26 protein-coding genes are annotated in these 23126 nt (G+C 58.8%); 20 read left to right on the top strand and 6 right to left on the bottom strand.

Annotated elements, in window-relative coordinates:
* Positions 1-130 precede the first annotated feature (130 nt).
* The 20 genes from AC3EMD_RS01450 to AC3EMD_RS01355 all read left to right on the top strand — a co-directional run bounded on the left by AC3EMD_RS01450 (position 131) and on the right by AC3EMD_RS01355 (position 16895).
* On the top strand, positions 131-526 hold the full coding sequence (locus AC3EMD_RS01450) for an LptM family lipoprotein (RefSeq protein WP_048964471.1): 396 nt from the start codon (positions 131-133) through the stop codon (positions 524-526).
* A gap of 62 nt (positions 527-588) precedes the next feature.
* Positions 589-1650: a methyltransferase gene (locus tag AC3EMD_RS01445; protein ID WP_064171490.1), complete on the top strand. Its 1062-nt coding sequence runs from the start codon at positions 589-591 to the stop codon at positions 1648-1650.
* Between the two features lie 20 nt (positions 1651-1670).
* Positions 1671-2393, top strand: a complete 723-nt coding sequence (locus AC3EMD_RS01440; RefSeq protein WP_048964470.1) for a beta-ketoacyl synthase chain length factor — start codon at positions 1671-1673, stop codon at positions 2391-2393.
* Complete coding sequence (locus AC3EMD_RS01435) at positions 2390-3205, top strand: lysophospholipid acyltransferase family protein (protein ID WP_048964469.1); 816 nt, start codon at positions 2390-2392, stop codon at positions 3203-3205. The genes AC3EMD_RS01440 and AC3EMD_RS01435 overlap by 4 nt, the downstream gene beginning before the upstream one ends.
* A complete protein-coding gene (locus tag AC3EMD_RS01430; RefSeq protein WP_045397051.1) occupies positions 3186-3443 on the top strand; it encodes a phosphopantetheine-binding protein in 258 nt (85 codons plus the stop codon). Before AC3EMD_RS01435 ends, AC3EMD_RS01430 begins: the two co-directional genes overlap by 20 nt.
* 11 nt (positions 3444-3454) lie before the next feature.
* On the top strand, positions 3455-3706 hold the full coding sequence (locus tag AC3EMD_RS01425; protein WP_047047899.1) for an acyl carrier protein: 252 nt from the start codon (positions 3455-3457) through the stop codon (positions 3704-3706).
* Between the two features lie 6 nt (positions 3707-3712).
* Positions 3713-4294: a COG4648 family protein gene (locus tag AC3EMD_RS01420; protein ID WP_064171491.1), complete on the top strand. Its 582-nt coding sequence runs from the start codon at positions 3713-3715 to the stop codon at positions 4292-4294.
* Positions 4291-5640 (top strand): class I adenylate-forming enzyme family protein, encoded by a 1350-nt coding sequence (locus AC3EMD_RS01415; RefSeq protein WP_211743765.1) that lies wholly within the window; start codon positions 4291-4293, stop codon positions 5638-5640. The genes AC3EMD_RS01420 and AC3EMD_RS01415 overlap by 4 nt, the downstream gene beginning before the upstream one ends.
* Positions 5627-5980 carry an ApeI family dehydratase gene (locus AC3EMD_RS01410; RefSeq protein WP_045397064.1) on the top strand — a complete coding sequence of 118 codons (354 nt, stop codon included), beginning with the start codon at positions 5627-5629 and terminating at the stop codon, positions 5978-5980. Before AC3EMD_RS01415 ends, AC3EMD_RS01410 begins: the two co-directional genes overlap by 14 nt.
* Positions 5971-7662: a glycosyltransferase family 2 protein gene (locus AC3EMD_RS01405; protein ID WP_302073898.1), complete on the top strand. Its 1692-nt coding sequence runs from the start codon at positions 5971-5973 to the stop codon at positions 7660-7662. Before AC3EMD_RS01410 ends, AC3EMD_RS01405 begins: the two co-directional genes overlap by 10 nt.
* Before the next feature lie 3 nt (positions 7663-7665).
* A complete protein-coding gene (locus AC3EMD_RS01400; protein WP_047047887.1) occupies positions 7666-8088 on the top strand; it encodes an acyl-CoA thioesterase in 423 nt (140 codons plus the stop codon).
* Positions 8085-8690 carry an outer membrane lipoprotein carrier protein LolA gene (locus AC3EMD_RS01395; RefSeq protein ID WP_048964464.1) on the top strand — a complete coding sequence of 202 codons (606 nt, stop codon included), beginning with the start codon at positions 8085-8087 and terminating at the stop codon, positions 8688-8690. The genes AC3EMD_RS01400 and AC3EMD_RS01395 overlap by 4 nt, the downstream gene beginning before the upstream one ends.
* The gene (locus AC3EMD_RS01390; protein WP_218408230.1) at positions 8659-10977 is read left to right on the top strand and encodes an MMPL family transporter; all 2319 of its coding nucleotides are present in this window, start codon (positions 8659-8661) and stop codon (positions 10975-10977) included. The genes AC3EMD_RS01395 and AC3EMD_RS01390 overlap by 32 nt, the downstream gene beginning before the upstream one ends.
* On the top strand, positions 10974-11558 hold the full coding sequence (locus AC3EMD_RS01385) for a DUF3261 domain-containing protein (protein ID WP_064171494.1): 585 nt from the start codon (positions 10974-10976) through the stop codon (positions 11556-11558). Before AC3EMD_RS01390 ends, AC3EMD_RS01385 begins: the two co-directional genes overlap by 4 nt.
* Position 11559: 1 nt before the next feature.
* The gene (locus AC3EMD_RS01380; RefSeq protein ID WP_302073897.1) at positions 11560-12726 is read left to right on the top strand and encodes a beta-ketoacyl-[acyl-carrier-protein] synthase family protein; all 1167 of its coding nucleotides are present in this window, start codon (positions 11560-11562) and stop codon (positions 12724-12726) included.
* Positions 12726-13202, top strand: coding sequence for a hotdog family protein (locus tag AC3EMD_RS01375; protein WP_302073896.1), 477 nt, complete (start codon positions 12726-12728; stop codon positions 13200-13202). The genes AC3EMD_RS01380 and AC3EMD_RS01375 overlap by 1 nt, the downstream gene beginning before the upstream one ends.
* A complete protein-coding gene (locus AC3EMD_RS01370) occupies positions 13199-13930 on the top strand; it encodes a 3-ketoacyl-ACP reductase FabG2 (RefSeq protein WP_047047872.1) in 732 nt (243 codons plus the stop codon). The genes AC3EMD_RS01375 and AC3EMD_RS01370 overlap by 4 nt, the downstream gene beginning before the upstream one ends.
* A complete protein-coding gene (locus AC3EMD_RS01365; protein ID WP_211743761.1) occupies positions 13927-15156 on the top strand; it encodes a beta-ketoacyl-ACP synthase in 1230 nt (409 codons plus the stop codon). Before AC3EMD_RS01370 ends, AC3EMD_RS01365 begins: the two co-directional genes overlap by 4 nt.
* A 1-nt stretch (position 15157) precedes the next feature.
* Positions 15158-15745, top strand: a complete 588-nt coding sequence (gene acpT / locus AC3EMD_RS01360) for a 4'-phosphopantetheinyl transferase AcpT (RefSeq protein WP_302073895.1) — start codon at positions 15158-15160, stop codon at positions 15743-15745.
* 100 nt (positions 15746-15845) lie between these two features.
* The gene (locus AC3EMD_RS01355; protein ID WP_008806958.1) at positions 15846-16895 is read left to right on the top strand and encodes an AI-2E family transporter; all 1050 of its coding nucleotides are present in this window, start codon (positions 15846-15848) and stop codon (positions 16893-16895) included.
* On the opposite strand, the gene arnF is transcribed toward AC3EMD_RS01355, so the two are convergent.
* The 6 genes from arnF to arnC are packed head-to-tail and all read right to left on the bottom strand — an operon-like array spanning position 16892 to position 23126.
* On the bottom strand, positions 16892-17272 hold the full coding sequence (arnF, locus tag AC3EMD_RS01350; RefSeq protein WP_008806957.1) for a 4-amino-4-deoxy-L-arabinose-phosphoundecaprenol flippase subunit ArnF: 381 nt from the start codon (positions 17270-17272) through the stop codon (positions 16892-16894). The two genes, AC3EMD_RS01355 and arnF, sit on opposite strands and share 4 nt — an antisense overlap.
* Positions 17272-17610: a 4-amino-4-deoxy-L-arabinose-phosphoundecaprenol flippase subunit ArnE gene (arnE, locus tag AC3EMD_RS01345; RefSeq protein ID WP_008806956.1), complete on the bottom strand. Its 339-nt coding sequence runs from the start codon at positions 17608-17610 to the stop codon at positions 17272-17274. The genes arnF and arnE overlap by 1 nt, the downstream gene beginning before the upstream one ends.
* Positions 17607-19262, bottom strand: a complete 1656-nt coding sequence (arnT, locus tag AC3EMD_RS01340) for a lipid IV(A) 4-amino-4-deoxy-L-arabinosyltransferase (RefSeq protein WP_221019670.1) — start codon at positions 19260-19262, stop codon at positions 17607-17609. The genes arnE and arnT overlap by 4 nt, the downstream gene beginning before the upstream one ends.
* On the bottom strand, positions 19262-20164 hold the full coding sequence (arnD, locus tag AC3EMD_RS01335; protein ID WP_008806954.1) for a 4-deoxy-4-formamido-L-arabinose-phosphoundecaprenol deformylase: 903 nt from the start codon (positions 20162-20164) through the stop codon (positions 19262-19264). Before arnD ends, arnT begins: the two co-directional genes overlap by 1 nt.
* Positions 20161-22146 (bottom strand): bifunctional UDP-4-amino-4-deoxy-L-arabinose formyltransferase/UDP-glucuronic acid oxidase ArnA, encoded by a 1986-nt coding sequence (gene arnA, locus AC3EMD_RS01330; protein ID WP_008806953.1) that lies wholly within the window; start codon positions 22144-22146, stop codon positions 20161-20163. The genes arnD and arnA overlap by 4 nt, the downstream gene beginning before the upstream one ends.
* On the bottom strand, positions 22143-23126 hold the full coding sequence (gene arnC, locus AC3EMD_RS01325; RefSeq protein ID WP_008806952.1) for an undecaprenyl-phosphate 4-deoxy-4-formamido-L-arabinose transferase: 984 nt from the start codon (positions 23124-23126) through the stop codon (positions 22143-22145). Before arnC ends, arnA begins: the two co-directional genes overlap by 4 nt.

The raw sequence follows: 23126 nt of genomic DNA, 5'->3' as shown, positions 1-23126 counted from the left end.
TCTGTCATATTTATAAATACAGATGAAGATTTTAATCTGACAGAGCAACCACAGCATATCAGCCTGCTTAAATTTTTCTCACGTGGCATAAACCAATGCCCTGTAGCTAATAAATTGATATGGAGTATTCATGAAAAAAATTATTCATTGGATGATTGCCGCAACGGTTGTCGGCGCGCTTGCCGGTTGCGCGCGTACTGCCCCTATTGAACAAGTCAATACGATAGTGAGTGCCGGTCATACTGCGGCGCAGGTGAAGGATGCGATTATCAAAGCGGGTGCGCAGCGCGAATGGATTATGTCTGATGCGGGCCCCGGCGTTATTAAAGGTCACTTACAAAATCGCGACCATGTTGCTGACATTAAAATTAACTACTCCGCAACAAGTTATTCTATTGTTTATGTGAGTAGTCTGAATCTAATGGCCGCCAACGGAAAAATTCATAGAAACTATAACCGTTGGGTACACAACCTCGATAAAGATATCCAGGTTACCCTGGCGGCAAACACCGCTATGCAACAATAAATATACATACGGGTCACTAATGACCCGTTTCCTCCGATTATATGTAAAAGGTTGTACCAAACGTGTACCAACAGGATTCTCTCAGCGCGCTTGATGCCATCACTGAAGCGCAGCGTATTGCTTTTGCTCCTATGCTCTTTCAAAGTGCATTATGTCTACGAAACTCAGGCATTCTGGCTTTTCTGGACCAGCAAGGTAAACTCGGCGCGACGCTTGAAGCCATCAGCGAAATTTTCGAGGGAAAACAATATGCCGTTAGCGTTTTGCTGGATATGGGGTTAAGCGGTCGTATCCTTACCTGTAAAGAAGAGCGCTATTACCTTTCTAAAATAGGACATTTCTTACTTCATGATACGATGACGCGAGTAAATATGGATTTTACTCAAGACGTTTGTTATCAGGGATTATTCTTTCTGGAAAATGCCCTCCAGGAAGGAAAGCCTTCAGGGTTAAAAGTTTTTGGTGAGTGGCCAACGATCTACCCAGCATTGTCGCAACTTCCGCAAGCGGCGCGTAAAAGCTGGTTTGCTTTCGATCATTACTATTCCGACGGCGCCTTCAGCGCTGCGCTGCCATATGTATTCGCCAGTCGGCCCGCAACCCTGTACGATGTCGGCGGAAATACCGGCAAGTGGGCGCTGCGCTGCTGCCAGTATGATGAAAATATCGCAATTACGTTATTAGATTTGCCGCAACAAATTGCGCTGGCCCGCGAAAATATAGAAAATGCGGGCCTTACCCATCGCATTGACTGTCATGCTGTGGATATGCTGAGTGACGCCCCCTTACCAGGAGAGGCGGATATCTGGTGGATGAGCCAGTTCCTTGACTGTTTTTCCCCGGAACAAATTATCACCCTACTCAGTAACGTCGCGCAGGTCATGAAACCCGGCGCGCGCCTGTGTATTCTGGAGCTGTTCTGGGATGCGCAGAAGTTTGAAGCAGCATCATTTAGTCTGAATGCGTCTTCGCTCTACTTTACCTGTATGGCCAACGGCAACAGTCGTTTCTACAGCGTAGAGAAGTTTTATCGCTATCTGGAAATGGCGGGTTTCCGGGTAGAACAACGCCACGATAATTTAGGCGTTGGGCATACCTTGTTGATATGTCAGAAGAATAATTGATTTTTCGCGGACGCGTGTAGATGACATTTGCATTTAACATAGTTGATTGGCAGGCCTTCGCGCCTGGAGTCAGTGGCACCGAGCAGTGGCAACGGTGGTCACAGCATTTGCACGCCATCGATCCAACCGCGGCGCCGGCCAAACTTAGCGAATTACCGATGATGACCGCCCGTCGACTCAGTTCAGGCAGCAGGCTGGCCGTGGATTGCGGGCTGGCGATGCTGCGCCGCCATGAGATCGACGCCGTTCTCTATACCAGCCGTCACGGCGAACTAGAACGTAACTATCGCATCCTGCACGCCCTGGCGATGGAGCAGGCGCTCTCGCCTACCGATTTCGCCCTATCGGTACATAACTCCGCCGTCGGCAACCTGACGATTGCAGCGAAAAAACCCATTGCATCGTCATCGCTTTCCGCTGGGCGCGATACTTTCCAACAGGGTTTATATGAAGTGATGGCTCTACTACAGGCGGGCTATCAGCGCGTCTTGATGGTAGATTTCGATGGTTTTCTGCCTGAATTTTATCACTCGCAGCTACCACCGGCGATGCCAACCTGGCCCTACGCGGTGGCGTGGGTCATTGAAGCGGGAAACCAATGGCACTGCAAAGCGCAACGTCATGACGCAGTCGAAGAGAGCACGCTGCCGCAAAGCCTGTTGTTTTTACAGTATTATTTGCAGAATGCGCGCGCATTTACGCTACCCGGCGAACGCGTGCAATGGCAGTGGAGCCGTTCATGAACGCGCTTCTTTGTCGCCTTAATCGGCTCTGGCGCGCGGCGATGACCGGTTTTTGTTTCGCGCTGTTTGGCCTTGGCGGGCTGCTGCTCTCTGTCGTTTGGTTCAATCTATTGCTGCTCCTGGTGCGCGATAAGGTCCGCCGCCGCCGCATCGCACGGCGCAGTATTTCGCTCAGTTTCCGCTGTTTTCTCAGCGTGGTGAAAGGCGTCGGCGTACTCGATTACCAGATTCAAGGACGCGATATTTTACGTCAGGAGCGCGGCTGCCTGGTGGTCGCCAACCATCCCAGCCTTATCGACTACGTTATGCTGGCCTCGGTGATGCCGGAGACCGACTGCCTGGTGAAAAGCGCGTTGCTGAAAAACCCATTTGTCAGTGGCGTGATCCGCGCGGCGGATTATTTGATTAACGATCGCGCCGATGCCCTGCTCCCGGCCAGCCGGCAGCGCTTACAGCAGGGCGATACCATTTTGATTTTCCCGGAAGGAACCCGAACGGTACCGGGAGAAAAAATGCAGCTACAGCGCGGCGCGGCCAATATCGCCGTGCGCTGCGGCAGCGACTTGCGCGTCGTCATCATCCGCTGCACCGAGCATATGCTGGGTAAACAGAGCAAGTGGTACGACGCGCCGCGAACGAAGCCGTTATTTACCGTCGAAGTCGGAGAACGGCTGCGAATAGACCAGTTTTACGAGGCAAATAAACAAGAACCGGCGCTGGCCGCACGGCAGTTAAACCGGCATATTTTGCTTAAATTAGAATCAGGCACTACACCTGAAACAGGAATTAATGATGCAAGCGCTTTATCTTGAAATTAAGAATCTGATAATCAGTACATTGAACCTGGACGAGTTGTCCGCTGATGATATCGACACCGATGCCGCCCTGTTTGGCGATGGCCTGGGTCTGGACTCCATCGATGCGCTGGAGCTGGGCCTGGCGGTGAAAAATCAGTACGGCGTGGTGCTGTCGGCTGAGAGCGAAGAGATGCGTCAGCACTTTTTCTCCGTTGCCACGCTGGCATCATTTATTCAAGCGCAGCGTGCCTGAGGAGAACCGTCATGACCGAACAACAAGCCATTTACGAAGAAGTCTCCTCGCTGCTGGTGAAGGTATTTGAAATCGATCCGCAGGATATTAAACCTGAGGCCCGCCTGTACGAAGATCTCGAACTGGACAGCATCGACGCCATCGACATGATCGTCCATCTGCAAAAGAAAATCGGCAAGAAAATCAAGCCAGAAGAGTTTAAAACCGTACGCACCGTGCAGGATGTCGTCGATGCGGTAGAACACTTACTGAAAGAAGCGTAATTCACCATGTCGGGCATACGCTCGCTGCCGGTCGTTCCGTTATTGACAGGGGTATTGCTGCTGGCCTGGCCGTTCTTAGTCTGGTTTGGCCTCGCGCATAACAGTCTGCAATGGCTACTACCGTTAATGGCGCTGCTGCTGTTTTTACGCTTTCGCCAGACCCGGCGACAGGCGGGACCACTGAGCGTGGTTACTCAGGTCGTAGCGGCAGCCGGCATGACGCTGTGCATTGCCAGCTATCTGCTAAAAACCCATCAGCTGCTGCTGTTTTATCCGGTAGTAGTAAATAGCGTCATGCTGGCAGTGTTTGGCGGTTCGCTGTGGTCAAGCATGCCGATAGTCGAGCGCCTGGCGCGGCTGCGGGAACCGGTTCTTCCCGAGCGCGCCGTGCGTTACACCCGCCGGGTTACCCAAATCTGGTGCGCCTTTTTCATCCTCAACGGCGGCGTTGCGCTGTTTACTGCGCTATACGGCGATATGTCCCTGTGGACGGCGTGGAACGGCATGATTTCCTATCTTCTGATGGGAACTCTGATGGCCGGCGAGTGGCTGACCCGCCAGCAGATGATTAAACGAGATAAACCATGAAGCAGCCCCTTATGCTGGCCCAGTGGCTCAGCACAGCGCGTGCGGCGGACACGCTGATTGCGTGGCAGGAAGAACACCGCTGGACGCTGGCGCATCTGCGCTACGATGTCGCCCAGTTGCTTGCCTGTTTGCAGCAACAGCAAGGCGAACGCTGGGCGCTCTGTTTTGATAACAGCTACCTGTTTCTGGTCGCCCTGCTGGCCACGCTGCATGCGGGAAAAACGCCTGTGCTTCCCGGCCACAGTCGCGCGTCGTTATTAAACGAACAGCGGGCGCTTTTCGACGGCATATTGAGCGATAAGCCGCTGGCGTGGCGCGGGCCGTTACAGGTTGTGCATTCCGCCATGACGACCGCCCCCCACGAATACGCATTCCCGGCAATCGACGATGACGCCGATATTGAGCTTTTTACCTCCGGTTCTACCGGTGAACCGAAGCGAATTAGTAAGCCCGTCAAGAGTCTCGACCGCGAGGCGGCGCTGTTAGCCGCGCACTATGCCGGACGCCTGGCAGACTGCCAGGTAGTGGCATCGGTCGCGCCACAGCATTTATATGGCCTGACGTTCCGCCTGTTCCTGCCCATGGCGCTAGGTTTGCCGCTCCACGCAGCGATGATTGAGTATGCCGAGCAGTTAACGGCATTGAACCCTGACCATCGCTATCTTTTTATCAGCAGTCCGGCTTTCCTCAAACGTCTCGATCGCCAGTTGCCCCCGCCACCAGTCGCGATGATTTTGTCCGCCGGCGGCAAGCTTCTGTGGCAGGATACGGTGCAAACCGCCAGTTGGTTTGCTGTCTGGCCGGATGAAATTTACGGCAGCACGGAAAGCGGAGTTATCGCCTGCCGCCAGCGCCTGCAGGATGATATGCCGTGGCAGCCGTTCCCCGGCATCCGCCTTCAGCCGCAGGGCAACACAATTCGTCTATTTTCGCCGCTTATCGCCGACGATAACGGCCTGGTTATCGATGATATTTTGCATTTCAATGAAAGTGGTCAATTCCAGCTGGCAGGTCGTCGCGACCGGGTGGTGAAAATTGAAGAGAAGCGCATTTCACTAAGCGAAGTGGAACATCGATTACTGGAACTGGATGGCATTCTTGATGCCGCCGCCCTACCTATTACCCGCGGCAGTCGCCAGAGCGTTGGCGCGTTGTTAGTTCTGCACCCAGACGCCCGTCGCCGCTGGGGAAAAAGTCAGGAATTACAGTGGCGAAAAGCGCTGCGCGCCTTGCTGGAACCTGTGGCCATCCCTCGCTACTGGCGGGTGATTGACGAGATCCCCGTTAACAGCATGAACAAGCGTGTCTACGCGCAATTACAGGAGTTATTTCATGAAGCCCCATGAAATTGAGCGCCGTCAGCCGCAAGCCGATCGGGTTGAAATCGTACTCTCTCTCGACCCGGCTCTATTCTGGTTTCGCGGCCATTTTGCCGTGCAGCCGCTGCTCCCCGGCGTCGCGCAGATGGACTGGGCGATGCATTACGCCACCATGCTGCTGGCCCCCGGCTGGCGTTTTCACAGCGTTCAGAACGTGAAGTTTCAGTCGCCGCTATTGCCGGACACGACCGTTACGCTCGCCCTCAACTGGCAGGAGGCGCGCCAGACTCTGACGTTTAGCTATCTGCGCCACGACGGCGAAGCGCGACACACCGCCAGCAGCGGGAAAATTCGCTTATGCCGCTAGATTTCTCTCCCTGCGTTCTGATCCCCTGCTATAACCACGGCGCAATGATGCCGCGGGTGCTGGCCCGCCTGCAGCCCTTTGGCCTGCCGTGCATCGTGGTGGACGACGGCAGCGATACCAGTACGCGGCAGCAGCTGGAGCGGCTGGCGGCGGAAACCGCCAGCCTGACCCTAATCCGCTTACCACAGAACGCGGGCAAAGGCGCAGCGGTGATCCGTGGGCTACAGGCCGCGGCGGAAGCCGGGTTCAGCCATGCGGTGCAGGTCGATGCCGATGGTCAGCACGCCATCGAAGATATTCCACAACTGTTGGCACTGGCGCAAACGCATCCTGAAGCGCTGATTTCCGGGCAGCCGATTTACGACGACTCTATCCCGCGTTCGCGCCTGTACGGGCGCTGGATAACCCACGTCTGGGTATGGATTGAAACGCTGTCGCTGCAGCTGAAAGACAGTATGTGCGGCTTTCGCGTCTATCCGATAACGCCAACGCTACGGCTGGCGCAGCGCGTGCTCCTCGGCCAGCGTATGGATTTCGATACCGAAGTGATGGTGCGCCTCTACTGGCAGGGGAATACCAGCTACTTTGTTCCGACCCGCGTGACCTATCCACCGGACGGTTTGTCGCATTTTGATGCCTTCAAAGATAACTGCCGCATCTCGCTGATGCACACACGTCTGTTCCTCGGCATGCTGCCGCGGATGCCGTCGCTGCTGTTTCGCCGCGCCTCGCCGCACTGGGCGCGCCAGCAGGAGGTAAAAGGATTATGGGGAATGCGCCTGATGCTTCTGGTGTGGCGGCTGCTGGGGCGCAAGGCGTTCACGCTGCTGCTTTATCCGGTAATCGGCGTGTACTGGCTGACGGCCGCGACGGCGCGCCGCGCGTCGCAACAATGGATCACCCGCGCGCGCGAACAGCTCGCCGCGCGCCAGATGCCGATACCGCCAACCCTGACCAGCTACCGGCACTTCCTGCGCTTTGGCGAGGCGATGCTGGATAAAATCGCCAGCTGGCGCGGCGAGCTACAGTTTGGTCGCGACGTGGTCTTTGCCGCAGGCGCCGAGGAGACGCTGAATATCAGCGATCCGCGAGGAAAACTACTGCTGGCCTCGCATCTCGGCGATGTCGAAGCCTGCCGCGCGCTGGCGCAACTGCAGGGCAGCAAAACCATCAACGCCCTGGTATTCAGCGAAAACGCGCAACGTTTTAAACAAATTATGGCGGAGATGGCGCCTCAGGCCGGACTCAACCTGATGCCGGTGACCGATATCGGCCCGGAAACCGCCATGCTGTTGCAAGAAAAGCTGGATCGCGGCGAATGGATCGCTATTGTCGGCGACCGTATTGCGGTTAACCCGCAGCGCGGCGGCGAATGGCGCGTCTGCTGGAGCCGTTTTATGGGACAAGACGCCCCCTTCCCGCAGGGGCCGTTCATTCTCGCGGCTATTTTGCACTGCCCGGTGAATTTGATTTTCGCTCTCCGCCAGCAGGACAAACTGCGCATTTACTGCGAGCCGTTCGCCGATCCGCTGCTGCTGCCGCGCGCCGATCGCCAACAGGCGCTCCAGCAATGCATCGACCGCTACGCCGAACGGCTGGAACACTACGCGCTGCAGTCGCCGCTCGACTGGTTTAACTTTTTCGATTTCTGGCGTTTGCCGGATCCCAAAGATAAGGAGTAAAGGGTGCTTAACGATCCCCGTTTTACTGCTGAAGTAGAGCTGACTATCCCGTTTCATGACATCGATATGATGGGCGTTGTGTGGCATGGCAACTATTTTCGCTACTTCGAAATTGCCCGTGAGGCGCTGCTTAACCAGTTCAACTATGGCTACCGGCAGATGAAAGCCTCGGGTTATTTGTGGCCGGTGGTGGATACCCGCGTGAAATACCGCGACGTCATTACCTTCGAGCAGCGCATTCGCGTCCGCGCGCGGATAGAAGAGTTTGAGAACCGCTTGCGCATCGGCTACGAAATTTTTGATGCCGTCAGCGGCAAGCGCACCACCACCGGGTACACCATCCAGGTCGCGGTAGATGAAAATAGCCGCGAGATGTGTTTCGTCAGCCCGGATATCTTGTTTGAACGCATGGGGGTCACGCCATGAGATTACTGCTGCTGTTAGGGCTGTTTATCAGCCCGCTGGTCAGCGCCCTGACGCTTGATACCCTACAACAACGGTTCACCGAACAGCCGGTGGTACGCGCCCATTTCGATCAAGTTCGCACGATTAAGGATCTGCCGCAGCCGCTGCGATCCCAGGGGAAGATGTTGATCGCCCGCGACAAGGGATTGCTGTGGGATCAAACCTCGCCGTTCCCAATGCAGCTGTTGCTGGATGACAAACGGATGGTGCAGGCGATTAACGGCCAGCCGCCGCAGACCATCACCGCCGAAAACAACCCGCAGATGTTCCAGTTCAACCATTTACTGCGCGCGCTGTTCCAGGCGGATCGTAAAGTCCTGGAAGAAAACTTCCGCGTGGAATTTGCCGATAAAGGCAACGGCCAGTGGACGCTGTGCCTGACGCCCATCACTACGCCGCTGGATAAGATTTTTGCCCGCATCGATTTAGCCGGAAAAACCTATCTGGAGCATATTCAGCTCAACGACAAACAGGGCGATCACACCGATATTACGCTTTCCCAACATCAACTGACGCCAGCGCAACTGACCGATGACGAACGCCAACGCTTTGCCGCCCAGTAAACGCCCTGCGCTGTTATGGGCCGTCGTCTGCCTGATCTTCGCGGGCGCGCTGCTGTCGCTGCTGCCGCAGGCCAGGCTTAACAGTAGCGTACTGGCTATGCTGCCGAAACAGACGCTTGGCGCGATCCCGCCCGCCCTGAACGACGGTTTTATGCAGCGGCTGGACCGCCAGCTAGTGTGGCTGGTCAGCCCCGGTAAACAGGCCGATCCGCAGGCGGCCCGCGACTGGCTGCAGCGGCTGCAACAATCGCAGGCGTTGGCCGAGGTAAAAGGCCCAATGGATGCCGATAGCCAGCAGGCCTGGGGCGCGTTTTTCTGGCAACATCGCAACGGTTTAATTGACCCCGCTACCCGCGCGCGCCTGCAAAACGGCGGCGAAGCGCAGGCGCAATGGATCCTCTCGCAGCTCTATTCGGCATTTTCCGGCGTCAGCGGCAAAGAACTGCAAAACGATCCGCTGATGCTGATGCGCGGTTCGCAGCTGGCGATGGCGAAAGGCGGCCAGCGGATGCAGCTGCAGAACGGCTGGCTGGTGACCAAAGACGCCCAGGGCAACCTCTGGTATCTGTTGCATGGCGAACTGGCGGGATCGTCATTCGATATGCAGCAGACGCACCGGCTGGTCACGACCCTCGGCGAGCTGGAGAAGGAATGGAAAACGCGGTATCCGCAGGCGCAGCTATTGTCACGCGGCACCGTGTTCTATAGCGATTACGCCAGCCAGCAGGCGAAGCACGATATTTCTACGCTCGGCGCGGCGACGCTGTTCGGCGTGATCCTGCTGATCGTCGCGACGTTTCGCTCGCTCCGCCCGCTGTTGCTATGTCTGCTCTCTATCACGATCGGCGCGCTGGCCGGCACCGTCGTCACACTGCTGCTATTTGGCGAGCTGCATCTGATGACCCTGGTGATGAGCATGAGCATCATCGGCATCTCCGCCGACTATACGCTCTATTATCTGACCGAACGGATGGTGCATGGCGCGGAATTAACCCCGTGGCAGAGTCTCGCCAAAGTGCGTCATGCGCTGCTGCTGGCGCTGCTCACCACCGTCGTGGCGTATCTGATTATGATGCTGGCCCCCTTCCCGGCGATTCGCCAGATGGCGCTCTTCGCGGCGGTCGGCCTGAGCGCCTCATGCCTGACGGTGATTTTCTGGCATCCATGGCTGTGCCGCGGGCTCCCCGTGCGCCCGGTACCGGCAATGCTGCTACTGTTACGCTGGCTCGCCGCCTGGCGGCGCAATAAAAAGCTGTCCATCGGCCTCCCCGTTGCGCTGGCGCTGTTGTCGCTGGCGGGGCTCGCGACGCTGCGGGTGGATGATGATATTTCGCAGCTCCAGGCGCTGCCGCAGGATATTCTGGCTCAGGAAAAAGCGATTACCGCGCTCACCGGACAAAGCGTCGACCAGAAGTGGTTTGTGGTTTACGGCGAATCCGCCCAGCAAACGCTGGAACGGCTGGAAGCATTTATGCCCGCGCTGGCTAAGGCGCAAACCGACGGTATACTCGGCGGATATCGCGCCATTCCGCTGAATTCGCTCGCCCGACAGCAGCAGGATCTTACCCTGCTGCAACGCGCCACGCCCGTCGTCGGCCAGGCGCTAAGTCACGCCGGGGTGGCAAAAGTTAATCCCGATCTCAACCCGATGCCGGTAACGGTCGACGACTGGCTTGCCAGCCCGGGCAGCGAAGGCTGGCGGCTGCTATGGCTGACGCTGCAGGATGGCGAAAGCGGCGTACTGGTCCCGGTGAGCGGCGTGAAAGACAGCGCGGCGCTGAAGGCGCTCAGCGCAAAGCAGGCTGGCGTTGCGTGGGTCGATCGTAAAAGCGATTTCGACCAGCTTTTCGCGCTCTACCGCCATATTTTAACCGGACTGTTGTGCGTTGCGCTGGCGGTGATTGCCTGCGGCGCCGTTCTCCGCCTTGGCTGGCGCAAAGGGCTAATAAGCCTGGTGCCGTCGGTACTGTCACTGGGCTGCGGGCTGGCGGCGCTGGCGCTTAGCGGCCACCCGGTTAACCTGTTCTCCTTGCTGGCGCTGGTGCTGGTACTGGGCATCGGCATTAACTACACGCTGTTTTTCAGCAACCCGCGCGGCACGCCGCTGACATCGCTGCTGGCGGTCACGCTGGCGATGATGACTACCTTATTAACGCTTGGCATGCTGGTCTTTAGCGCCACTCAGGCCATTAGCAGTTTTGGCATTGTTCTGGTGAGCGGCATTTTCACCGCTTTCCTGCTTTCGCCGCTGGCGATGCCGACCAAAAAAGAGAAAAAAAGACGATGATAAGACCATCATTCTGGCGCGCCTTCGCGCTACTCGCCGCCTTAGTACTGGCCGGCTGCAGCCATTCGCAGCCGGAGCCGCAAGGCCGCCCGCAGGCATGGCTTGAGCCGGGTACGCGCGTCACGTTACCGCCGCCTGGCATCTCGCCGGCTATCAGCTCGCAACAGTTGCTCACCGGCAGCTTCAACGGCCAAACCCAGTCGCTGCTGGTCATGCTCAATGCCGATGATAAAAAGCTCACGCTGGCAGGCCTGTCGTCCGTCGGTATCCGTCTGTTTCTTGTGACCTACGATGAAAAAGAGCTGCGCGCTGAACAGTCAATCGTGGTTCCGCAACTGCCGCCAGCCAGCCAGGTGCTGGCCGATGTCATGCTCAGCCATTGGCCGGTTAGCGCATGGCTACCGCAGTTGCCGAAAGGCTGGACGCTAACCGACCGCGGCGACAAACGCGAACTGCGTAACGCGCGCGGGAAGCTGGTCACGGAAATCACCTATATCAACCGCAAAGGCAAGCGCGTGCCGATTAGCATCGAACAGCACGTCTTTAAATACCACATCACCATTCAATACCTGGGTGACTGAGATGATCTACATTTCTGCCGTCGGCATGATTAACGCGCTGGGTCGCGATAATGATGAAGTCGCCGCCAATCTGGCTCGCGGTATCGCGCCCGGCATGCGCCCGCGCGAGGGGTGGCTACAGGGACATCCGCAGGCGGTTTTCGCAGGCGTGGACGGCGAATTACCCACCATTCCCGATACCTTTAGCGCCCATCGTTCGCGCAATAATCAACTGCTGCTGGCGGCGCTGGCGCAAATTCAGCCGCAGGTGGATGACGCCATCGCCCAATACGGGCGTGAACGCGTTGCCGTAGTGCTTGGCACCAGCACCTCGGGGCTCGACGAAGGTGACGCGCACGTCACGTTGACCCTTAGCGGCGCGGAAAGCGCGGCCTGGCAATATCCGCAGCAGGAGCTGGGAGACCCGTCGCGTTTTCTCAGCCACTGGCTGGCGCTGGATGGCCCGGCATTTACGCTGTCAACCGCCTGCTCATCCAGCGCCAGAGCCATTATCAGCGGACGCCGACTGATTGAAGCCGGGCTGGCGGATGTGGCGATTGTCGGCGGCGCGGATACCCTCAGCCGAATGCCGATCAACGGCTTTCACAGCCTGGAGTCGCTCTCCACGACTCAGTGCCAGCCGTTTGGCCGCGATCGCTGCGGCATCACTATCGGCGAAGGGGCGGCGCTGATGCTGCTGACCCGCGAGCCGCAGCCTATCGCGCTGCTGGGTATCGGCGAGTCCAGCGACGCCTGGCATATTTCCGCCCCGCATCCTGAGGGAGAAGGGGCAATTCGCGCTATCCAGCAGGCGCTGGACGATGCGGGTATCGCCCCTGAACAGGTGGGCTATATCAACCTGCACGGCACCGCCACACCGCTGAACGATCGGATAGAGTCTCACGTCGTCAACGCGCTATTTGGCGAGCAGGTGCCATGCAGCTCCACCAAACATCTGACCGGGCATACGCTGGGCGCGGCGGGGATCACCGAAGCCGCCATCGGCATGCTGATCCTGCAACGCAATCTGCCGCTGCCGGCGCAGGACTTCAGCCAGTCGCCGCGCGACGCGACCCTTCCGCCGTGCGGGATTATCGAACGTCCCCTACCGTTGCCGCGGTCGATTATCCTGTCGAACTCGTTTGCCTTTGGCGGTAATAACGCCAGCATTCTGCTCGGGAGCATTTAATGAGCCACTACTTACCGCCCGGCGCTTATCTACCGCACAAGCCACCAATGCTGCTGCTGGAAGAGATCGTCAATGTCACCGACGAAACCGCTACCTGCCGGGTCACGGTCTCGACCCATGGCGTCCTGGCGCCGTTTATTGATGCCGAGGGCAATCTCCCCGGCTGGTTCGCCCTGGAACTCATGGCGCAAACCGTTGGCGTCTGGTCCGGATGGCACCGCCAACAACAGGGGCAAACGTCCATCTCACTAGGCATGGTGCTTGGCGCGCGCGAGTTAGTCTGCGCGGCAGGATATCTGCCGGGCGGCAAGGCGCTGTCCATCACCGTAAAGCTGTTAATGCAGGACGAGCGTTTCGGCAGCTTCGAATGCGCCATTACGGCAGACGATGAAGAACTGGCAAGCGGACGGGTCAATACTTTCCAGCCGACGCCAACAGAACTTAACACCCTATTTCAACAAGGAGCGTCAGAATGAGTCGTTCAGTTTTGGTCACCGGCGCCAGTAAAGGCATCGGTCGCGCTATCGCCCGTCAGCTGGCGGCGGATGGCTTTGTGGTCGGCATCCACTATCATCGCGATGCGTCGGGCGCACAGCAAACGCTGGAGGCGATTACCGCCGCTGGCGGCTCGGGTCGTCTGCTGAGCTTTGATGTCGCCAACCGCGCACAGTGTCGCGACGTGCTTGAGCAGGATATGGCCGAACACGGCGCATGGTACGGCATTATCAGCAACGCCGGCATCGCCCGCGACGGCGCTTTCCCGGCGCTCGGCGAAGAGGACTGGGACGCGGTGATCCACACCAACCTCGACAGTTTCTATAACGTCATTCATCCCTGCATCATGCCGATGATTAGCGCGCGCCAGGGCGGACGTATCATCACGCTCTCGTCCGTATCCGGCGTCATGGGCAACCGCGGTCAGGTCAACTATAGCGCCGCTAAGGCGGGGATCATCGGCGCCACCAAAGCGCTGGCCATTGAACTGGCGAAGCGCAAAATCACCGTCAACTGCATCGCCCCGGGGCTTATCGACACCGGGATGATCGAAATGGAAGAGACTGCGCTAAAAGAAGCGATGTCGATGATCCCGATGAAACGCATGGGACAGGCGGACGAGGTGGCAGGGCTTGCCAGTTATTTAATGTCGGATATTGCGGGATATGTCACCCGACAGGTCATTTCAATCAATGGAGGGATGTTATGACACGTCGTGTGGTCATTACCGGGATGGGCGGCGTCACCGCCTTTGGCGACAACTGGCAGGATGTTTCGGCGGGACTGCAGCGTTATAAAAACGCCGTGCGCGCCATGCCGGAGTGGCGTATTTACGAGGGTCTGCATACGCTACTGGGCGCGCCAATCGATGATTTCACCCTACCGGCCCACTATACCCGTAAGCGTATTCGTGCGATGGGCCGCGTGTCGCTACTTTCTACCCGCGCCACTGAACTGGCGCTCGAGCAGGCCGGGCTTATCGATGATGCCGTGCTGAGCAACGGCGAAACCGGCATCGCTTACGGCTCGTCAACCGGCAGTACCGGCCCGGTGAGCGAGTTCGCCACTATGTTGACGGAAAAGCACACCAACAATATTACCGGCACCACCTACGTGCAGATGATGCCCCACACCACCGCCGTTAATACCGGGCTGTTTTTCGGCCTGCGCGGCCGCGTTATTCCGACGTCAAGCGCCTGTACTTCCGGTAGCCAGGCGATCGGTTACGCCTGGGAAGCCATTCGCCACGGTTATCAAACGGTGATGGTCGCCGGCGGCGCGGAAGAGCTATGCCCGTCGGAAGCCGCGGTATTCGACACCCTGTTCGCCACCAGCCAGCGTAATGAACAGCCCGACCTCACCCCCGCCCCGTTCGATGAACAGCGCGATGGGCTGGTGATCGGCGAAGGCGCCGGTACTCTCATACTGGAAGAGCTGGAGCACGCCAAAGCGCGCGGCGCGACTATCTACGGTGAAATCATCGGCTTCGCCACCAACTGCGATGCCGCGCATATCACCCAACCGCAGCGCGAAACCATGCAGATCTGCATGGAACAATCGTTAAAAATGGCAGGCTTAAGCGCCTGGGATATTGGCTACATTTCGGCCCACGGCACCGCAACCGATCGCGGCGATGTCGCCGAAAGCCAGGCGACGGCGGCGATTTACGGCGACAGCGTGCCGATCTCCTCGCTGAAAAGCTATTTCGGCCATACCCTTGGCGCCTGCGGAGCGCTGGAGGCGTGGATGAGCCTGCAGATGATGCGTGAGGGCTGGTTCGCGCCTACGCTGAATCTGCATAATCCGGATGCTAACTGCGGCAATCTTGACTACATCATGGGCGAATCGCGCAAGATTGATTGTGAATTCCTGCAGAGCAACAACTTCGCCTTCGGCGGCATTAACACCTCAATCATTATTCAGCGCTGGCCGTGAGATGTATCAGCTTATCCTCGGCCACATCTCAACCCTTAGCGCCCTGCCGCTGCCGCCTGTGCTGATGGCGCAGGCGCCGGACGGCCCGCGGCGGGCCAGCTGGCTTGCCGGGCGCGCGCTGCTGGCGCATGCGACTACCCCGCTAATGGATATTCAGTATGGCGAACAGGGTAAACCGGCATTCCCGCCCGGTAGCGGGCGGTGGTTTAACCTTAGCCACAGCGGCGACCATATTGCCCTACTGCTGAGCGATGAAGGCGAGGTTGGCTGCGACATTGAAGTGATTCGCCCGCGCGAAGGCTGGCAGCGGTTAGCCAACGCCCTGTTCAGCGAGCGCGAGCACCAGGAACTGGAGCGTGAACCGCCGGAGCGGCGGTTAGTCGCCTTCTGGCGTATCTGGACGCGCAAAGAGGCCCTGGTGAAACAGCGCGGCGGCAGCGCCTGGCAGATGGCCTCTGTTGACAGCGCCTTTCACGGCGCGCTGTCATTAAGCCAGATTCAGTATGAAGGGTTAAGTATTGCGCTCTGTACGCCAACGCCATTCACGCTGACAGACGCGCACATTCAACATTTCAGAGGCGCGGTTTAAGCGGTCAAAAGATGATGACGGAAAAGCAGCCCTCCTTTCGGAATATTGGCAGTCGGCGAACCGCTACACTTATCTGGCGCGACTCATAAAAGGAATACCTATGTCCTCTCCGCAGGCTGATAAAGCCGGGCTCCATATTTTACTTAAGCTGGCAGCGTTAGTGATTATCCTCGCCGGGATCCACGCCGCCGCCGATATTCTGGTGCAGCTGCTGCTGGCGCTGTTTTTCGCTATTGTTCTCAACCCGCTGGTCACCTGGTTCATTCGCCGCGGGGTGCGGCGTCCGTTCGCCATTACCCTGGTGGTGACGGCGATGTTGGTGATGCTCACCGCGCTGCTTGGCGTACTGGCGGCGTCGCTCAATGACTTTGTCGCCATGCTCCCCGATTTCAACCGCGCCCTGACGCGCAAGATCCTCCAGCTCCAGGAGTATCTCCCCTTCCTTAATCTGCATATCAATCCGGAGCGCATGCTGCGGCGCATGGATTCAGAACGGCTGATGACCTGGGCCACGACGCTAATGACCCAGCTTTCCGGGGCGATGGCCAGCATCGTGCTGCTGGTGATGACGGTGATCTTTATGCTGTTTGAGGTTCGCCACCTGCCCTACAAACTGCGTTTTGCCCTCAATAACCCGCGCCTGCATATCGCCGGCTTGCACCGGGCGCTGAAAGGCGTCACCCATTATCTGGCGCTGAAGACGCTGATTAGCCTGTGGACCGGGCTGATTGTCTGGCTGGGGCTGCTGGCGATGGGGGTACAGTTCGCCCTGATGTGGGGGGTGCTGGCGTTTCTGCTGAACTATGTGCCGAACATTGGCTCCGCTATCTCCGCAATCCCTCCGATGCTGCAGGCGCTGCTGTTTAGCGGCATTTATGAGTGCCTGTTGGTCGGGGCGCTGTTTCTGGTGGTGCATATGGTGCTGGGCAACATGGTGGAGCCGCGCATGATGGGCCATCGGCTGGGAATGTCGACCCTGGTGGTGTTCCTGTCGTTGCTGGTCTGGGGCTGGCTGCTGGGGCCGGTGGGGATGCTGCTCTCGGTACCGTTAACCAGCGTCTGTAAAATCTGGATGGAGACCACCGTCGGAGGCAGCAAGCTGGCGATCCTGCTCGGCCCGGGCCGTCCCAAAAGCCGGCTCCCCGGCTAGCGGCGTTTGACCGGCCAGAAGATGGTCAACACGCCGGCGACAATGATCGTCACGCCCAGCAGCGATTGCCAGTAGAACGGCTCATGCCAGCCGGGCAACCAGATGGCGGCGGCCCACACGAGGATATAGCTCAGGCTCAGCAGGGCATACGCTTTCGACAGCGGCAGGCGATGCAGGGCAAAGTACCAGCAGACCATCGACAGCAGGTAGCCCAGCAGGCCGAAAAACAGGCCGAAGGTCCCGGGCTGGAAATGCAGCAGATGCTGGAGAAATGCCACAATATCGGTCAGCGGCGGCAAGGCCACCATGGCGCTGCGCAGCAGCAACTGCGCGGCGCTGACGAGGCCGACGCTGAATAATGCCCAGAGAAAGCCCATCAGACGCTGGTCCCCAGAATGACAATGCCCACGACGATCAACCCGACGCCAAGCCAGTGACGGCGAGCGACCGGCTCATGCCAGATGCCCCAGCCCGCGAGGGTAACCCAGACGAAATTCAGGCTCAGCATCGGATAGGCGATGCTGACCGGAATAGACTGCAGCACGCTCAGCCACAGCAGCATGCCGCAGCCCAGGCATAACAGCGCCATCCCCAGCCAGAAGAGTATATGGCGACTCCGCCGTCCGCGACGGGACGGGCGGGTCGCCTGTTTCTGGCAGAGTTGCCCGGCGCAGCTCAGCAGGCTGGCGAACACCAGACAGATCCAGACGCTCATTGCGGCAGATACTGAAGGAAGACCACCCGACCCAGCTCGTAGGCGTTATCTGGCTTCGGTAACGGTAAGTCAACCATACTCTCTCCTTTATCCATCAACAGCACCAGCGAGACCGGCCCCTGCTGACGGTGCGCGGCCAGCCAGTCGGCAAAACCGGCCTGGCTGACAAAGCTTCCCTGAGCATCCGGCCAGTCGAGACCGTACTTCAGCTCACCCTGTTTGTCGAACATAATAATATCGCTGCGCTTCAGCTCCCAGGCCAGGCCGCCGGCGATCCCAACGTTGTTGGTCAGGACGTAACGGCTGGGCTGCAGGGATTCACTGACGATATCCACGAGGAACTGCGGCTGTTTGCTGTCGATAACCCGGTCCGGGATGGCGAAGCCCACCAGCAGCGCCAGGCCGAGCGGACAGAGCGCGGCGAGGCTCCAGCGGCGGCCAGGGTTTTTCATCGCCAGCCAGCCCATCAGCGCCCAGACGGCGAAGGCGATCGCCGCCAGCAGACATTTATACAGCTCAATCTTGGTCCACACCGGCTTGTGCATCACGCCCCAGGGTGAGACCACCAGCACGGCGATCAGCCCCAGCAGGCCAACGCCCAGGTTGATCATCCCGTTGATGCGCAGCGCTTTTGCGCCGGTCTTTGCGGCCTCCAGCGCGTAGCGGGCCATCAGAATCGACAGCGGCGCAAAGCACGGCAGGATATAGGTCGGCAGTTTGCCTTTGGCGATACTGAAGAACAGGAACGGCATCGCCACCCAACCCAGCAGATACAGCGCGCCGCGAGCCTCATCGCGCTCAAGCCAGCCGCGCTTCAGCGCCCCCGGCAGCAGGGCCAGCCACGGCAGGCTGCCGGCGATCAGGAACGGAATGTAGTACCAGAACGGCGCTTTGTGCTGGGCATCTTTTTCGGCAAAACGCTGAATATGCTCGACCCAGAAGAAGTAGCGCCAGAAGTCAGGCTCGCGCTGGGCGATAGCCAGCCCCCAGGGCAGCACCACCAGCGTACAGACGATCACCGCCAGCCAGCCGTAGGTCAGCACTTCACGCCAGCGTTTACGGGCGATCACCCACGGCAGCACGCCCACCACCGGCACCGCCAGCGCCAGGAAGCCCTTGGTCATCACCCCCATACCGCAGGCGACGCCCAGCAGCGCGTAGCCCAGTATTTTGCCGCTGCGGCTCTGCGCCTGCGCCGCGCCCCAGAAGCTGCACATCGCCAGCGCCAGCCACAGGGTGATCATCGGGTCCAGCACCGCATAGGTGCCAATCGCATACACCAGCATCGCGGTAAGGAAAATCACCGGCGACAGGACAGCCACCTTTTTGTCGCGAAAGACGCGCCACGCCAGCCAGGCCACCAGCAGGGCAGTCATGGTGATAGCGAAGACCGACCCAAAGCGTACGCCGAAGTTATTATGGCCAAACAGCCACTGACCGATACTGTTGATCCAGTAACCGGCAATCGGCTTTTCGAAGTAGCGCAATCCGAGAAAATGCGGCACCACCCAGTCACTGGTGGCCAGCATTTCACGGCTGATCTCCGCATAGCGGGTTTCATCGGGTTGCCAGAGCAAACGAAAATTAAGCGGCAGCAGGTAATACAGCGCAAACAGCGCAATCAGAGAGACGCCATAGCGAATGCTTTTCATCAAACACCCGAAGTCAGTAATTGTTCACGTCCGAGCCAGCCTTCTCGGCCAGCCAGTTCACCCCGAACCACTTTGCCAGACGGCAGCTCGCTAAAGTCAGCGGGCAGCAGCTGGCTCAGTGGGCAAAACTGAATTTCCTCTTCCGCCGCCATGGTCAGCAGTTCATTGAACTGATCGGCGTAAGCAATACCTTCCACTTCGGCGTGAATGGTATAGACCGGCACGCCCGGGTCGCGATGGATGCAGTCGAGCAGGTAGCGGTTAAAGCCGGCGATATCGACCGCCGTGCCCACCGCCTCATCCCAGGTCGGCAGCGTGACCGGGATCTGCACCGTACCAAACGTGCCGCTACCGAGCTGGGGCAGGAACGGCCGCGTGCCGCGACAGTCGCTGTTGTAGAGAAAATCGAAGGATTCTTTGGCTTTGACCACCCGCTGATCGGCGCGCCAGCCGGCGACAGCCGAACAGGTGACCGGCCGGCCGATGATGCGTTCCAGTTCGAGCAGGCCGCGCTCAACCTCCAGCGCCAGCCGTTCCTGCGGCCAGACGCCGCTCCACGCCTGCCAGCTGTAGTGATCCCAGGCGTGCAGCCCGACTTCATGAGACTCGGCGGCCGCGCGGATCACCGCTTCGTTCCCCGCGCCGATGCGGCGTCCCGGCCACGCGGTGCCAGCCAGCAGAATATCCCAGCCGTACAGCGAAGCCGCTCTGGAACGCAGCATCTTCCACAGAAACTTCGGTTTTACCAGGCGCCACAGATGGCGCCCCATATTGTCCGGCCCGACGCTGAAGAAGAAGCTTGCCTGGATCCCGTGCTGGCCCAGCAGGTCCAGCAGCCGCGGAACGCCGTCCCGCGTTCCGCGAAAGGTATCGACATCTATGCGTAAGCCGACCTGTTTCATGGATTTTTATCGTCCACCAGTTCAACTGTACGCAGGAAGAAGTCCAGCGTGTGTTCGACCGTTTCTTCCATCTCCACCTTCGGTTCCCAGTTCAGGCAGCGTTTGGCGTTGCGAATGCTCGGCTTACGATGCTCAACGTCCTGGTAGCCCTTCCCGTAGTAATCGCTGCTTTCCACTTCACGGAAGCCGGCAAACGGCGGGAAGCGATCGCGCAGCGGATGGCGTTCGAAGCAGGCGAGCAGCATTTCGGCCAGCTCTTTGATGCTCGCTTCGTTTTCCGGGTTGCCGATGTTGATGATCTGCCCGTCGCAGCGGCCGTCTTTGTTCTCGATGATGCGGAACAGCGCTTCGATACCGTCGCTGATATCGGTGAAGCAGCGCTTCTGCTTGCCGCCCTCGATGAGCTTGATCGGCGACCCTTCCACCAGGTTGAGGATCAGCTGGGTGATGGCGCGGGAACTACCGATACGCGCGGCGTTGAGGTTATCCAGGCGCGGTCCCATCCAGTTGAACGGACGGAACAGGGTGAACTTAAGATCGTACTTATCGCCGTAGGCCCAAATCACGCGGTCCAGCAGCTGTTTAGAAACCGAGTAGATCCAACGCTGTTTGTTGATCGGCCCGACCACCAGATTGGAGGTATCTTCGTCGAAGTTTTTGTCGGTGCACATGCCGTACACTTCAGAGGTCGACGGGAAGATGATGCGCTTATTGTATTTCACGCAATCGCGGATGATCTTCAGGTTCTCTTCGAAATCCAGCTCGAACACGCGCAGCGGGTTGCGGGTGTATTCGATAGGGGTGGCGATGGCCACCAGCGGCAACACCACGTCGCATTTCTTAATGTGATACTCGATCCACTCGGAGTGAATGCTGATATCGCCTTCCACGAAGTGGAAACGCGGGCTCTCAAGGAAACGGCTGATGGCGTCGGAGCCGATATCCAGGCCGTAAATTTCATAGTTGTCGTCCTGCAGCAGGCGCTCGGTCAAATGGTTACCGATAAAGCCATTGACGCCGAGGATCAGCACGCGGGTGCGACGCTTAATCGCCACCACCGGTTTGCTGCTGATCACCGCCCCGGACACCAGGCCCAGCGCCTGCGCCAGCTGAGCGCCCTGCATGTACACACCGCGTTCGGTCTGGCCGGTGACAATTTCCAGCGCCCCGTCCTGGCACGCCACGATCAGCGGCGCAACGGAGATAACGGTGCCCGGTTTGGCTGCCGGCAGATCGTGACGGACGCGGGATTTCCAGACGATAAACTTGTTCGCGCCAGCGTAGCCGAACGCGCCCGGCCACGGATCCGAGACGGCACGCACCAGATTGTGCAGGGTCTGCGCCGGCTGCTCCCAGTCGAGGCGGCCATCCTCCGGGGTACGACGCCCCACGTAGGTCGCCTGGCTGTGATCCTGCGGGCGCTCTGCGGTTTTTCCTTCAAGGATCGCCGGCAGCGCCTGGCCCAGCAGCTCAGTGGCGGCGGCGCACAGCTTACGATGCAGCGTCAGGGCCGCGTCATCCGGGCCAATCGCCACGGTTTGCTGGGCGACGATATCGCCGGCATCCGCGCGGTTCACCATGCGGTGCAGGGTGACGCCGGTTTCGCTTTCGCCATTGACCAGCACCCAGTTCAGCGGCGCACGGCCACGATATTTCGGCAGCAGCGAACCGTGCAGGTTGAACGCCCCTTTCGGCGCCAGATTGAGGATCTCATCGCCCAGCAGGTTGCGGTAGTAGAAGGAGAACAGCACGTCCGGCTTCATCTCGCGGATACGCTCAATCCACAGCGGATGGTTCACGTCTTCCGGCGCCCACACTGGAATGCCCTGCTCGGCGGCAAGGCGCGCCACGGAGCCAAAGAAATGGTTTTCGCCAGGGTTATCCGGGTGGGTGAAAATAGCAGCGATATCATACCCGGCGTCCAGCAGGGACTGGATACCGGTGCAGCCCATATCGTGATAAGCGAAGACTACGGCTTTCATGAACGATCTTCCTCTTTAGATGCCGTTTCCGGCTGGCGAACAACACGTTGAATAAAGTAGCGGGGACGAGCGCGAACGTCGTTATAGATGCGTCCGATATACTCGCCGAGCAGGCCCATACCGATAAACTGGGCGCCGATGAACATAAACAGCACGGCGAAGAGCATGAACACCCCTTCTGCCGCCCACTGCGGCCCAAAGGCCAGGCGCAGCACCACCAGCAGCAGGCCGAAGGCGAAGCCCAGCAGGGCAATCACGCTGCCGAAAATGCTGAGCAGACGCAGCGGCGTGGTGGTCAGACAGGTCACCAGGTCGTACATCAGGTTGATCAGGCGCATGAAGCTGTATTTGGAGTCGCCGAATTCGCGCTCGGCATGCATCACCGGGATCTCGACCGCGCGACGGGCGAAGGTATTCGCCAGGATCGGGATAAAGGTGCTGCGCTCGTGGCAGTTGAGCATCGCGTCGATAATATGGCGGCGGTAAGCGCGCAGCATGCAGCCGTAGTCGCCCATCGCTTTGCCGGTGGTGCGCTGGATCAGGCGGTTGATCATCTTCGAGGCGCTTTTGCGGAAGATGCTGTCCTGACGGTTCTGGCGGACGGTGCCCACCACGTCGTAGCCTTCATCAGCCTTCTCTACTAACCGCGGAATTTCCTCCGGTGGGTTTTGCAGATCGGCATCAAGGGTAATAATCAGATCGCCCGTCACATGGCTAAAGCCGGCCATGATCGCCGAGTGCTGGCCGTAGTTACGGTTTAACAGCACGGCGACGACGTGACTGCCTTCCGCCTCGGCGGCTTCGGTCAGCATGCGCGCGGAATCGTCGCTGCTGCCATCGTCGATCAGCAGAATTTCATATTGCCGCCCCAGCGTGGCGCAGGCGGTATCCGTACGACGAAGCAGTTCCGGCAGACTATCCTGTTCGTTATAAACCGGGATAACCACCGAGACCTTCTTCACGGGAGGGTAAGTAAGCAT

Source organism: Klebsiella sp. PK18 (assembly GCF_057784655.1).
Note: the sequence above shows the minus strand (reverse complement) of the source record. Positions and strands in the feature narration are given on the sequence as shown.